The organism is Plantibacter sp. PA-3-X8, assembly GCF_003856975.1.
Lineage (GTDB): Bacteria > Actinomycetota > Actinomycetes > Actinomycetales > Microbacteriaceae > Plantibacter > Plantibacter auratus.
The window spans coordinates 3,951,637-3,964,396 of the sequence record NZ_CP033107.1; the positions used below are offsets into that span (position 1 = coordinate 3,951,637).

General features: G+C 69.6%; 10 protein-coding genes. 9 read left to right on the top strand and 1 reads right to left on the bottom strand.

Features of this window, described 5'->3' with window-relative positions; all coding sequences use genetic code 11:
- Positions 1-465: 465 nt before the first annotated feature.
- The 5 genes from EAO79_RS19530 to EAO79_RS18460 all read left to right on the top strand — a co-directional run bounded on the left by EAO79_RS19530 (position 466) and on the right by EAO79_RS18460 (position 6,725).
- The gene (locus tag EAO79_RS19530) at positions 466-3,354 is read left to right on the top strand and encodes a LuxR C-terminal-related transcriptional regulator (protein ID WP_124769918.1); all 2,889 of its coding nucleotides are present in this window, start codon (positions 466-468) and stop codon (positions 3,352-3,354) included.
- A 199-nt stretch (positions 3,355-3,553) separates the two neighbouring features.
- Positions 3,554-4,198 carry a SipW-dependent-type signal peptide-containing protein gene (locus EAO79_RS18445; protein WP_124769919.1) on the top strand — a complete coding sequence of 215 codons (645 nt, stop codon included), beginning with the start codon at positions 3,554-3,556 and terminating at the stop codon, positions 4,196-4,198.
- A 20-nt stretch (positions 4,199-4,218) separates the two neighbouring features.
- Positions 4,219-4,866: a SipW-dependent-type signal peptide-containing protein gene (locus tag EAO79_RS18450; RefSeq protein ID WP_124769920.1), complete on the top strand. Its 648-nt coding sequence runs from the start codon at positions 4,219-4,221 to the stop codon at positions 4,864-4,866.
- Positions 4,867-4,876: 10 nt separating this feature from the next.
- Entirely contained in the window at positions 4,877-6,223 is a 1,347-nt protein-coding gene (locus tag EAO79_RS19255; RefSeq protein WP_241160933.1) for a signal peptidase I, read from the top strand.
- Positions 6,204-6,725, top strand: coding sequence for a hypothetical protein (locus tag EAO79_RS18460; RefSeq protein ID WP_124769921.1), 522 nt, complete (start codon positions 6,204-6,206; stop codon positions 6,723-6,725). The genes EAO79_RS19255 and EAO79_RS18460 overlap by 20 nt, the downstream gene beginning before the upstream one ends.
- 13 nt (positions 6,726-6,738) lie before the next feature.
- On the opposite strand, the gene EAO79_RS18465 is transcribed toward EAO79_RS18460, so the two are convergent.
- Complete coding sequence (locus EAO79_RS18465; protein WP_124769922.1) at positions 6,739-7,737, bottom strand: LacI family DNA-binding transcriptional regulator; 999 nt, start codon at positions 7,735-7,737, stop codon at positions 6,739-6,741.
- Between the two features lie 221 nt (positions 7,738-7,958).
- Between EAO79_RS18465 and EAO79_RS18470 the strand changes: the two genes are divergently transcribed.
- The 4 genes from EAO79_RS18470 (at position 7,959) to EAO79_RS18485 (ending at position 12,750) form a co-directional block, all read left to right on the top strand.
- Complete coding sequence (locus EAO79_RS18470; protein WP_079706839.1) at positions 7,959-8,900, top strand: carbohydrate ABC transporter permease; 942 nt, start codon at positions 7,959-7,961, stop codon at positions 8,898-8,900.
- Positions 8,893-9,822, top strand: coding sequence for a carbohydrate ABC transporter permease (locus EAO79_RS18475; RefSeq protein ID WP_085512504.1), 930 nt, complete (start codon positions 8,893-8,895; stop codon positions 9,820-9,822). Before EAO79_RS18470 ends, EAO79_RS18475 begins: the two co-directional genes overlap by 8 nt.
- A gap of 143 nt (positions 9,823-9,965) precedes the next feature.
- The gene (locus tag EAO79_RS18480; RefSeq protein ID WP_124769923.1) at positions 9,966-11,294 is read left to right on the top strand and encodes an ABC transporter substrate-binding protein; all 1,329 of its coding nucleotides are present in this window, start codon (positions 9,966-9,968) and stop codon (positions 11,292-11,294) included.
- A gap of 127 nt (positions 11,295-11,421) precedes the next feature.
- On the top strand, positions 11,422-12,750 hold the full coding sequence (locus EAO79_RS18485) for an ABC transporter substrate-binding protein (protein WP_164486980.1): 1,329 nt from the start codon (positions 11,422-11,424) through the stop codon (positions 12,748-12,750).
- Positions 12,751-12,760: the final 10 nt, after the last annotated feature.

Consider the following 12,760-nt stretch of genomic DNA (forward strand, 5'->3'; position numbering starts at 1 on the left):
CCCGGCCAATCTATGGGCGGGCTCCCCTGTCCCCCAGAGGAGGGACCCCAACCTCCGTAGTGCCCGATGGAAAACCGGTACTGGCCTCCGCAGTGCGAGGCGGCGCCGCGGGACGCCGGGTTTCGATCGGTCCCGGGGGGCCTCCGACGCGTCGTCGGTGGCGGGGCTCCGGTGCAGTCGATTCCATCCGTGCCATGTCATCGATGACGGTTGAGAGATAACCCTCACCGGCCGGGGGTCTACCCCCGACTGGGGTGCGTAGTTTCTACTGAGAACGCTCTCTTAGGGCTGCGGGAGCACTCAGGGATTACGGATAATGGGGCATCCGACGGAGTATTCGCAGCGTCCCTAGTGATGCGGATCCCGTCGTCCTGACGGAGCTTGAGGGGGCTGCGATATGGAAGAACCGGTTGCGACGGCAGTGGAGCGAAAGCCACATCCGAGGTCGGCCGAGCAGGTCATCCCATGAACCCGGGTGCGCATCGGTTCAGTGGCGGCGCGCGGTCCGCCGCGTCGCCCACCCGTCGCTCCGGCGAGTTCCGCCAATCCGCCACCCGCGCTCCCGCCCAACCGAGCGGTCGAGCGGCCGCGATCGCCCGGATGACGGCGCTCATCGCGAACCGGACCAGCACGCTCCTCGTCGGACCACACGGCTACGGCAAGACCTTCACCGCGGACGCGATCGGACGTCGGATGCACGAGGACGGACGCCCGGTCATCCACGTGTCGGGTGCGTCACGGGACGCCTCGCACACGCTGAGCGACTGGCGCACGGTACCGAGCGGTGCCGTCTTCATCGTCGACGACGGGGCGAACCTCCACCCGGCGAGCCTCGCCGACATCATCGAACTCTCGCGGTCGCGTGAGCAGGTCGCCCTGGTGACGCTGGAGCAGGAGCTCGCCGGACTGCAGGGGCGCGGCGACGAGTCCGCCGATCGGCTCCTCGCCGTCTGGCGGACCGGGTCGCTCACACGGATCGACCTCCCGGCGCTCGACGGGTTCGAAGCCTCGGCGATGGTGGACGAAGCCGCCGACGACGCGGTCCTCGACGACATGGCCAAGGCCGTCATCGTGCGGTTGAGCAACGGCTCGCCACGGCTCGTGCATGAGCTCACGAAGGACGCGCTCGAGACGGGTGGGGAGTTCTACCTGCCGCGCAGCATCCTCTCGCTCGGGGTCGCGGGGGTCTCACCGCGAGTGCACGACCTCACGGAACCCCAGCTCTCCCGGCTCGAGGACGAGGGCCGGTACGCCTTGGTCATGTTGGCGAAGCTCGGCCCGGTCCCCTACTCGCGCGCGATCCGCCTGCTCGGCGAGCACCAGTTGCACGCGCTCCTCCGGCTCGGACTCGCGCGGCACGACGGCTCAGGCCAGGACCGCATCGTCGCCGACGAACTGCACGCGTGGTCGGCACTCGCGGAGTGGCGCCACAGCGGACGACTGCACCGCCACGACCGCGTCCAGCGGACGCTCATCTCGGACCTGCGTGGCGGTGCCCGTCTCACGCCGAACGAGTCCTTCATCCTCGGCCGGTACTGGCTGACGGCTCCGCACACCGAGCTGGACGAGGGGTTCGAGTCCCTCACGATGGCCCGCACCTTCCTCGAGGCGGCGCACGTCGCGAACGTCTCCGGCCTCGCCGAGGACGGTCGTCTGCTCGCCGAACGCGCGTACACCTGGCGCCCGTCCGTGGCAGCGGCGCTCCAGTGGTCACGGTCGCTCGCCATGCTGGGCGACGGTGACGGGGCTCAGCGGGTCCTCGAGGTCGATCCCGCGGCCGATTCCGACGAGGACATGCAGGCGGAGGTCGTGAGTTGGCGGGCGACCCTCGATCGCTGGTCCGAACGCACCTGCGCGCAGGAGCTGACGGAGCAGGAGGAGCACAGCCGCCTGCTGTCCCAGCGCATCCTGATGGTCGAGACCTGGCGCGACCAGGATCGGCAGGAGCCGACCGAAGGCGATGCCGTCTTCTGGAAGGTCCTGCGCGACGTCGACGCCGCGCAGTCCTCGCGACTCTATGCCGCCGCTGCGCTCGTGACCAGGCTCGGCCTCAGGCTGCCACCGTCCGAGCTGCGGGAGCTGCTCCAGCTGGGTGACGCCGTCTACCGGTCGGTGCCCTACAGCGCAGCGCGGCCGTTGTCGCACGCCCTGCGCGACGCGAGCGCCATGTACGTCCTGTCGGCCGGCACCATCCGCCTGCTCACCGGACTCTCCTGGGCCGGCTTCGCGCGCTACATCGACGAGTTCGTCGCTCGTGCCGAGCGCGGGACCGGGCGCCTGGCGACGACGGACCAGTGCATCGTCGGGATCCTCGGAGCCCAGTTGGCGTTCTTCGACGGCCGCCCGGACCGAACCGTGGCCGACCTCCGGGTCGTCGAACGGCTCCTCGACTCGACCGTTCCGCCCGAGGTGCACACGCAGACCGCGCTCCTCCTCGTCGGTGCTCTCGCTCAGACCGGCGAGCTCGAGGAGGCGACGGAACGGCGAGCTGCCGAGGACGAACGCCTCATCGCCGCCTCCACGGTCCTCTCCTACCTGGCGGACATCGCCGACTTCGGTCTGCTGATGGCCGGCGGTCGCGTCATGGACGCCCGGGATCACCTGCGTCGGCTCGCGCAGGACATCCGGAAGCCGCTGACCCAGCGGATCTACTCCGCGAGCCTGGCCGCCGCGGCCGGCGCCGACCTGTCCGAGACCCTGTCCTGGGTCGTGGACGCTCGATCGCAGGAGCTCACGCCCCTGCAGGCGTCGCTCATGCTGCTCCTCGAGGCCGGCGCCGCCGGCGACGCGAGCCGCGCCGAGGAGGCCGCCTGTTCGCTCGAGGAGGTCGGAGCGCGGCATCGGGCGATCGGGGCCCATCTGCTCGCAGAACGACTCCACGAGGCCCAGGGGCGACTGCAGCACGCCCGCCGTTGCGCGGAGCGGGCCGCAGAACTCGTGGGTCCCACGCCAGGCGCCGCTGCGGATACGGAGGCCCGATGGACCTCGGTCGTGTCTCCGTCGCCCGTGTTCGCCACCTACCGGCCGGAGACGACCGAGGAGACCGCGCCGGTCGAGCGCACCGTCCCCGTGGAGCCGCCCTCGACACACGCTCCGCTGGCCTACCTCTCCCGCGGGCAGACGGACACCGGCCAGGAGACCGCCGGGGCCGACTTGAGCGCGCTCACCCGGCGGGAGCTGGAGGTCGCCCTGCTCATCGCGCAAGGACTGAGCAACCAGGAGATCGCGACGCGGCTCTTCCTCAGTGTCCGCACCGTCGAGTCGCACGTGCTCCAAGCGCGGACGAAGCTGGGCGCGGGGAGACGGCGCGACCTCGGCCGCCTCGTCGCGCAGTCCTCTCAGCGTCAGGCCTGACCCCCCCTGAGCGGGCGACGCAGCGCGGTTCAGCAGTTTTCTCGGTAGCGTCCGGCGATCCCAGTACCCCACTACTGGTTACAACCGTCAGCCTGCTGCCTATCGTCCTGAGGGTGTCGTGAGACGCGCGGAGGCCGTCTCCGCACGCCCGACACCTGCGGTGACGCGAGCCGTCACCGGCGGACTCCAGGGGGCTTCCATGACCATCGACACCAGCACCGAGGCCTCAGCGGCCACCGGCACCGACGCGCCCGTCCGCGGCCAGCGCAGCAAGCGGGCGAAGGCGATCCTCGCCGGCGGCCTGGTGCTCGGCGTCGGTGCGGCCATCACGCTCGCGGCCTGGAACGACTCCGAGTTCGCGACCGGGATCTTCGCCGGTGGTGGCTTCGGCATCGAGGGCAGCACCGACGGCACCGCGTTCACGGAGCACCCGACCGAGGCTGCGGCCGCCCCGCTCACCTTCGCGGTGGAGGCCGACAACCTGGCACCCGAGGAGCCCGTCTACGCCGGCTTCGCCGTCCAGCTGACCGCCGCGTCGACGTACGCCGGCACGGTCGACATCACCGCCACGAGCGGAGCCGCCATCGCCTCCTCGCTCAGCTACTCCGTCGTGGAGACCACCACCTTCGGCTGCGACGCCGCGAGCTTCGCCGCCGGCGACCCGCTCGTGACGGATGCCGCCACGACGTCGAGCACGGCCGCGGACATCTTCGCGCTCGGTGCCGTCACCACGCCGGTGTTCCTCTGCTTCGAGGTCACCCCGGCGGCGAGCCTCCCGCAGTCGTCGCCGAGCGGCACCGTCGTCTGGGAGTTCGCGGCCGAGTCCACCACCCCGCTGCCGTAACCCGCGGCGGGACGGCGATCATGGGACGGCACACCCCGGCGGCAGGCAGACACCACCGCACCGACGAACGACGGAGCACGTCGCGCTACACGAAGGCCAGGGCGGCCCTCGCGGCAGCGCTCGTGCTGGGCGTCGGGACCTCGCTCACCCTCGCGGCCTGGAGTGACGACGAGTTCGGGACGGCTACCTTCGCGGCGAGCACGTTCGCCGTGGAGTCGCAGACCTCGTCGTCGACCTGGGCGGCGCACGAGGCGGCGAACCCGGCCACGCTGGTGTTCAACGCCACCGCCATGTCGCCAGGGCTCTCCCAGTTCGCCTACATCGACATCCGCACGACCGCTGCGACGAACATCGGCGGGACGGCGGCGCTGTCGGCAGTCTCGGCGGCGACGGGCACCCTCCTGCCGCAGCTCGAGTACCGTGTCGTCACGACGGCGGCGGGCACGGCGTGCAACGCAGCCGCGTTCACCTCGGCGACCGTCCCCGCGTACACCGCGTCGCTCTCGACGGGCACGGCTCCACCGACCGCGACCGGCGCGCTCACCGCGGCGGGCAACTCCACCGTGCGCTTCTGCTTCGACGTGCGGGTGAAGGCCGGCACCGCCTCCAGCTTCCAGGGCGGGACGGCGTCGGCGACGTGGCAGATCACCAGCACCTCCAGTTCCTGATCGGAGCACCGTGACCCGACCCTCCACGGAAGCGATCGACGCCACCGAGCGGCAGCACCCCCGCCGCTCGGTGGCGTCGATCGTCGGCAGCACCCTGCTGAACCTCGCCGCCGTCGGCGGGGTGGTCTGCATCGTGCTCGTCATCCTCGCGACCTGCTTCAACATCACCCTCATCATGTTCAAGACCGGTTCCATGAGCCCGACGATCCCCACCGGCTCACTCGCGCTCGTCCGCGAGATCCCCGCGTCCGACATCACGGTCGGCGATGTTGTGACGGTGGATCGCGCTGGTCAGCTGCCGGTCACCCACCGCGTCACCTCGGTGACCGCCGGTGTCGACACCGCAGGACCACAGCGGACGATCACCATGCAGGGCGATGCGAACCTGTCGGAAGACCCCGAGCCGTACACCGTCTCGACGGTCCGCATCGTGCTCGCCTCGGTGCCCGGGCTCGCGTACCTCGTCGCGTGGCTGTCCAACCCGTGGGTCCTGGCTGGACTGACGCTCAGCTGTTCGGCCCTCGTCATGTGGGCGTTCTGGCCGCGCTCCGACCGCAAGCGCCCGCCAGGTGGCTCGGGAGGGACCGACGGAAACGGTCGTACTGCTTCCCGACATCGATCCTCCACGGCCGGCACCGAAGGCGACCGACCACGACCGGCCCGCCACGCCGCGCTCCGCTGCTCACCGGTCGCCCTCCTCCTCGGAGCCGGCCTCGCGATCGGCGGCACCGCTCCCGCGCACGCCGAGCCGATGGTCGACGTCATCGCCGGTGAGGCGGTCGTCCTCACCTCGATCGGCGACCCGTCGGCCATGCGGTCCCTCACCCCCGGTCGGTCGACGCCCTGGGAGGTGGGTGTCAGCACCAAGCCCGAAGCCACACCGGGCTCCATCGACGTGTCCATGGTCGGCTCCGGCTCGTCGGAGCTCGGGCTCGTCATGGTGGTCGACGCCTGCTCCGTCCGCTGGACCGCGGCCGGCTGCGTCGGCACCGTCACCCACCTGTTCGACGAGATGGCGGTGCCCGTCGACGGCGTCGAGCGCGCAGTGCTCTCGATGCGCAGCTCGGAGGCGTGGTGGCTGAGGTTCGACGTCCGGATGCCGTCCGGTACAGCGGTGGCGAACGCCTCGGTCGCCCTCACGGTCACCGCCGAGGGCATCGGCGACGATGTCTCGGTCTCGCCCGGCCCGATCACCACCCTCCCCCGCACCGGCGCGAGCATCGAGTTCGCCGTGTGGGCGGCTGCGGGCGCGATCCTGATCGGTCTCGTCGGCGCGTGGTTCGGCGCGCTGCGTCAGCACTCGCGCTCCGCGAGGAGGACGACGATCCTGCGAGCCGATGATGCGACAGCGGGGTGAGGACGGCGGCCGTGTCCTCCCGTGGCACCGCCGGACCGCCGCGACGGCCATCGCCGTCGCGATGGGACTCCTCCTCGCGCACCCCGCACCGGCGCCGGTCGACGCGGCATGGGCCGATCCCGAATTCGGGACGGGCAGCTTCACTGCGGCCACCGTGCCGACGCCGACGTTCTCGAGTTGCACCTTCAATCCGAACGCCGTCGGATTGCTCTCCTCCTACACCGTCATCTACACGATCCCGGCGGGGTACACGATCAATTACGCCTACTCGGCGAACGCATCCTTCACCCCCAACTCAGTCATCACACCGACCTCGACGAGTGGCACCACGACGGTCACCTCGACATTCAGCCTCGGACTGCTCGGAGGTCTCCTCGGCTCCAACGTCTACATCGGAGCCCGACTCACCATGCCGTCCACGAGCTGGTCCTCGCCGTATCGGGTCGTGAGCGGCACCTCGAATGCGCTCGGAACGAACGGCGCCTGCGCGGTCGTGCCGTAGCGAGCCCGCCGCATCAGCCGCCCGACGACTCCCGCACGACGAGTTCGAAGCCCGCGCGCACCCGCCGCCCCGGCCCGACGTGCCCGGCCACGCGTTCGACCAGCATCGCGACGGCCTCGCGGGCGATGGCCTCCTTGTCGGGCGCGACCGTCGTCAGTGACCGCATCGCGTACCGGCCGTCCTCGATGTCGTCGAAGCCGACCACGGCCAGGTCGCGCGGGATGTCGACACCGCGGTCCCACGCGGCACGCATCGCGCCCAGCGCCATGAGGTCGTTGAAGCAGAACACGCCGTCAGGAGGATCGCCGGCGTCGAGCATTCCACCCATGACCGCTGCACCACTCGCGCGATCGTATTCCCCTTCGGCCATATACCGGTTCGGGTCGAGTCCGGCCTCGCGCATCGCCCTCGTGAACCCGTCCACGCGCTGCTTCGCGGTGCCCGTGGAATGGGCCTGCCGACCGATGGCGCCGATGCGCATGCATCCCCGTTCGATCAGGTGCCTGGTCGCCATGTAGGCCGCCTCGGTCCCGTCGATGGCGACGTGGTCCGCGCTCGCGCCGTAGTCGCGCTCGCCGAGCAGGACGATCGGCTGGGTCGCGGCGGCTGCTTCGACGTCGGCGGCCGTGAGGTTGAGCGCGTTGAGCAGCACGCCGTCGAAGGTCGAGGACACCGCTCCCCCGGTGAGCACGGCGCGCTCGCGTTCCGGGTCGCCGTTCGTCTGGTCGACGACGAGGGTGAGCGAGCGCTTCGTGAGTTCGGGGATGAGGCAGCGGGCCAGGTCGGAGAAGTACGGAACGTCGAGCTCGGGGACGACGAGGGCGATGAGTCCGCTGCGGTTGTTCCGGAGTCCTCTCGCGTGCGGATTGGGCCGATAGCCGAGCTCGTCGATGACCGCCTGCACGCGCTTGCGGGTCTCGGCACCGACCCGTCCCGGCAGGTTCACGACGTCCGACACCGTGCGCTGGGAGACGCCGGCCGCCTGCGCGACATCCCGTGCGGTCACTGCCATCCGTGCCTCCCCGTCGGTCGCGCGCGCTCCACCGTGCGCCGGTACTGACGCAAGCGTACCGACTCCACGACCGCCGGATACCAACGGAAACCGATTTCCAAATCCGTCTTGTGCTACGTAGCACAAGCGGTTAGCGTGTCTCCCTGTCAGCACGGTCGCAGCGAGTCGAAGGAGATGCGCAGCATGTTCGAGAGCCCACCACCCATCACCCGAGCCGCCACATGAGCGCGCTCAACGAGCTGCGCGCGCTGCGGACGCCGAAGGGGGCGATCAAGCATCGCGACGCCTCCGAGTTCCGGGACAACCGCGCGGCGCTCCTCTTCCTCGGCCCCTGGATCATCGGCTTCCTCGTCATCACGCTCGGGCCGGTCCTCGTCTCGCTGTACTTGTCTTTCACCGACTACAACCTCCTCCAGAACCCGAACTTCACCGGGCTGGAGAATGCGCAGCGGATGGTCGAGGACCCCCGCCTGCACCAGTCCCTCGGGGTGACGATCACCTACGTCCTGGTCTCGGTGCCGTTGCAGCTCATGGTCGCCCTGGCGATCGCGGTCCTCCTGGATCGCGGCCTGCGCGGACTCTCGTTCTACCGGTCGGTGCTGTACCTGCCGTCGCTGCTCGGCGGCAGCGTCGCGATCGCCGTCCTCTGGCGCCTCGTCTTCGGTTCGAGCGGCCTCGTCAACGCCCTGCTCGCCGTCTTCGGTATCCAGGGCCCCGGTTGGATCTCGGAACCCGACACCGCGCTGTCGACGCTGATCATCCTGCACGTGTGGACGTTCGGTGCTCCGATGGTGATCTTCCTCGCCGGGCTCCGCCAGATCCCGCGGCAGTACTACGAGGCGGCGTCGACGGACGGTGCCGGCCGGTGGACGCAGTTCCGGTCGATCACGCTGCCGCTGCTCAGCCCGATCATCTTCTTCAACCTCGTGCTCGGCATCATCGGCGCGTTCCAGTCGTTCACGCAGGCCTACGTGGTGTCGAACGGATCGGGCGGGCCGTCCGACTCGACGCTGTTCATCACGCTCTACCTGTACCAGAAGGGCTTCGGCAGCTTCCAGATGGGGTACGCGTCGGCGATCGCGTGGCTCCTGCTCATCATCATCGCCGCCGCCACGGCCATCAACTTCTGGGCCTCGAAGTATTGGGTGTTCTACGATGACTGACCTCAAGACCCGCCCCTCGTCCGAGGACGGCCTCTCGCCCGATGCGGCCGCCCGTCGCGAGCGGGGCGACGCTCAGCGCGCCAAGCTCCTGCGTCGGCAGCGGATCTCGAGTATCGGCAAGCACGCACTGCTGATCCTGCTCGGGCTGCTCATGCTCTACCCCGTGCTGTGGATGGTGGTGTCCTCACTCCGCCCGAACGGGTACATCTTCGACAACCCGGGCCTCGTGCTCGACACCTTCGAGGCGTCGAACTACACGAACGGCTGGAACGCTCTGGCACAGCCGTTCGGCAGCTACCTGGCGAACTCGGCGATCGTGGTCGTCGGCTCGATCATCGGCAACCTGCTCACCTGCTCGCTCGCCGCGTACGGCTTCGCCCGGCTGCGGTTCCGGTTCAAGCGCTTCGCCTTCGCGGCGATGCTGCTCACGATGATGTTGCCGATCCACGTGCTGATCATCCCGCAGTACGTCATCTTCGCCCAGCTCGACTGGATCAACACCTACCTGCCGCTCATCGTTCCGAAGTTCCTCGCGACGGACGCGTTCTTCATCTTCCTCATGGTGCAGTTCATCCGCGGCATCCCGCGGGAGCTCGACGAAGCGGCGCGCATCGACGGCGCCGGGCACCTGCGGATCTTCGTGCAGATCATGCTCCCGCTCATGACCCCGGCTCTCGCGACGACGGCGATCTTCACCTTCATCTGGACGTGGAACGACTTCTTCGGCCAGCTGATCTTCGTGACCGACCCCGACAAGTACACGTCGTCGGTCGCCCTCCGCTCGTTCGTCGACACCCAGTCGCAATCGGACTACGGCGCCCTCTTCGCCATGAGCGTCGTCACCCTGCTGCCGGTGTTCCTCGCCTTCCTGTTCGGTCAGCGCTTCCTCCTGCGGGGCATCGCGACCACCGGAGGCAAGTAGCCCCCGAAGCCGGTCCCCTCCCTTCGACAGGCTCAGGGACCGCTGGGTCGCTGAGCCTCCAACCGGCCCCTGAGCCACAACCCGGTCCCTGAGCTTGTCGAAGGGCCATCCTCATCCCGTTCCATCCCTCCCGAAGGAGAACCATGCGACGCCACCCCCGCCCCCGGTCCCGCTTCCTCGGCTTCACGGCCGTCACCGCCGTCTCCGCACTCGCCCTCACCGGCTGTGCCGTGGGCGGCGGGAACGGCGACGCGTCCCTCAGCGACGAGGACGTCACCATCTCGTTCGCGTGGTGGGGAGCGAGTGCGCGCGATGAGCGCACCCGAGCGGCGATCGACCTGTTCGAGGAGCAGTACCCGAACATCACCGTGAAGCCGCAATCCACCGAGTGGGGTGGGTACTGGGACAAGCTCGCCACGACCGCTGCCGGCGGCAACGCACCCGACGTGATGCAGTTCGACCAGACGCACCTCTCCTCCTACGCGCAGCGCGGAGCGCTCGCCGACGTCGACGAGTACGCCGACGTCCTCGACACCTCGGAGTTCCCGGAGCCGCTCCTCGATCAGGGCAGGGTCGACGGCAAGCTGCACGGCGTCCCGGCCGGCGTGGGGTCGACGGGCGTCCTGGTGAACACGAGCGTCCTCGCGCAGTACGGCGTCGATCTCCCCGATCCCACGACGTGGACCTGGGACGACCTCACGGCGACGGCACTCGCCGTGACGGAGGCATCCGGTGGCGCGGTGCACGGCATCACCCCCTTCGGCGGGGACATGCCGACGCTCACCCTGTGGGCCAGGCAGCACGGCAACGACGTCTACGACACCGAGGGCGAGCTCATCCTCGAGGAGTCGGTCCTCACCGACTACTGGGACTACGCGCTCGCGCAGATCGACAGCGGTGCCGCACCGACGGCATCGCAACTGGCTGAGCAGGCCGGTTCCGCGCTCGACCTGTCCGACATCGCGACGGGGAAGACCGCGTTCACCTTCGCACCGTCGGCCCTCGTCACCGCCTACCAGGCCGCCGCGCCCGACAGCGCCTTCGACCTCGTCCCCATCCCGGCGGATGCGGACGCGACGGACGGCTACATGTACGTCCGCCCGTCCATGTACTGGACGGTCTCGTCGCAGTCCGAGCACCCTGCTGAGGCGGCGCTGCTCATCGACTTCCTGACCTCGGAGCCGGCGGTCGCCAAGCTGTTCGGCACGGAGCGCGGCATGCCGGCCACACCCACCTTCCAGGAGGCGGTCGCGCCGGACCTCACGCCCGGCGATCAGATCGTCGCCGATGCGATCGAGTCCGCGACCGCACTGTCGGGCGACGCACCCGGCATCACGCCGGTCGGTGCCGAGGACGCGGAGTCCATGCTCGCCCGGTACAACCAGGACGTCCAGTTCGGCAGGAAGACCACGGCCGAGGCTGCGAAGGCCTACATCGAGGAACTCCGCACGGCGATCACCGCCGCGAGCTGAGCCCCTCCCACCCTTCGACAGGCTCAGGGACCGACGTCCCTCGGTCTAGAACCCGGTCCCTGAGTCCACAACCCGGTCCCTGAGCCTGTCGAAGGGCCAACCGATCCACCCCATGCAAAGGAGCATCATGCAACGCCAACCACGATCCCGGTCCCGTCTCCTCGGCTTCGCAGCCGCAACCGCCATCTCGGCGCTCGCCCTCAGCGGCTGCGCCGTCGGCGGCGGGAACGGCGACGCCGCGCTCAGCGACGAGGACGTCACCATCACCTTCAACTGGTGGGGTGCCACGGCCCGCGACGAGCGCACCCGCGCGGCCATCGACCTCTTCCAGGAGAAGTACCCGAACATCACCGTGAAAGGTCAGTCCACCGAGTGGGGTGGCTACTGGGACAAGCTCGCCACCACGGTCGCCGGCGGAGACGCCCCCGACGTCATGCAGTTCGACCAGCTCTACCTCGCCTCGTACGCCCAGCGCGGTGCCCTCGCCGACCTCGGTGCGCTCGACGAGTTCCTCGACACCTCCGATCTCAGCGCCGAGGTGCTCGACCAGGGCAAGGTCAAGGACGAGCTCTACGGCGTGCCGATCGGTGTCGGCACCGTCGGTCTCATGGTCAACCGGTCCATCTTCGAGCAGTACGGGATCCAGCTGCCCGACGCGACGACGTGGACCTGGGACGAGCTCAACGAGGTCGCCCTGCAGGTGACCGAGGCCTCGGGCGGTGCCGTCCACGGGATGTCCCCCTTCGGCGGCGACATGCCGACCCTCACCCTGTGGGCCCGGCAGCACGGCAACGACATCTACGACAAGGACGGCAAGGTCATCCTGAAGCCCGAGGTCGTCGAGAGCTACTGGCAGTACGCGCTCGACCAGATCGAGAGCGGCGCGGCCCCGAGCGCCTCGCAGCTGGCCGAGGGCAACGGTGTGGCGATCGACCTCATGGACATGAGCACGGGCAAGGTCGCGATGACCTTCCAGCCGTCGTCGGTGCTCACCGCCTTCCAGGCCGCTGCACCCGACCACCAGCTCGACCTGCTGCCGTTCCCGGCGGCGAAGGACTCGTCCGAGGGATTCCAGTACCTGAAGCCGTCGATGTACTGGTCGGTCTCGTCGAAGTCCGAGCACCCCGCTGAGGCGGCGTTGCTGGTGGACTTCCTCACGACGGACACCGAGGTCGCGAAGCTGTTCGGCACCGAGCGCGGCATGCCCGCGAACCCGGACTTCCAGAAGGCGATCGACCCCGACCTGACGCCGACGGACCGCATCGTGGCCGGCGTGGTCGACGCCGCGCGCGAGGAGTCCGGCACCCCGCCGGCGATCACGCCCGTCGGTGGCGGCGACAGCGAGAAGATCCTCGGCCGCTACAACCAGGACGTCCAGTTCGGCAAAACCACCCCCAAGGAGGCCGCTGAAGCCTTCGTCGCCGAGCTGACGAAGGCCGTCGACGACGCACGGTAGCAACTCCCCC

Bases quoted from the DNA above. Each gene is read 5' to 3' on its own strand.
- EAO79_RS18480 (WP_124769923.1), top strand. From the start codon at position 9,966: ATGCGACGCCACCCCCGCCCCCGGTCCCGCTTCCTCGGCTTCACGGCC.
- EAO79_RS18470 (WP_079706839.1), top strand. From the start codon at position 7,959: ATGAGCGCGCTCAACGAGCTGCGCGCGCTGCGGACGCCGAAGGGGGCG.
- EAO79_RS18450 (WP_124769920.1), top strand. From the start codon at position 4,219: ATGGGACGGCACACCCCGGCGGCAGGCAGACACCACCGCACCGACGAA.
- EAO79_RS19530 (WP_124769918.1), top strand. From the start codon at position 466: ATGAACCCGGGTGCGCATCGGTTCAGTGGCGGCGCGCGGTCCGCCGCG.
- EAO79_RS18475 (WP_085512504.1), top strand. From the start codon at position 8,893: ATGACTGACCTCAAGACCCGCCCCTCGTCCGAGGACGGCCTCTCGCCC.
- EAO79_RS18445 (WP_124769919.1), top strand. From the start codon at position 3,554: ATGACCATCGACACCAGCACCGAGGCCTCAGCGGCCACCGGCACCGAC.
- EAO79_RS18465 (WP_124769922.1), bottom strand. From the start codon at position 7,737: ATGGCAGTGACCGCACGGGATGTCGCGCAGGCGGCCGGCGTCTCCCAG.
- EAO79_RS18485 (WP_164486980.1), top strand. From the start codon at position 11,422: ATGCAACGCCAACCACGATCCCGGTCCCGTCTCCTCGGCTTCGCAGCC.
- EAO79_RS18460 (WP_124769921.1), top strand. From the start codon at position 6,204: ATGATGCGACAGCGGGGTGAGGACGGCGGCCGTGTCCTCCCGTGGCAC.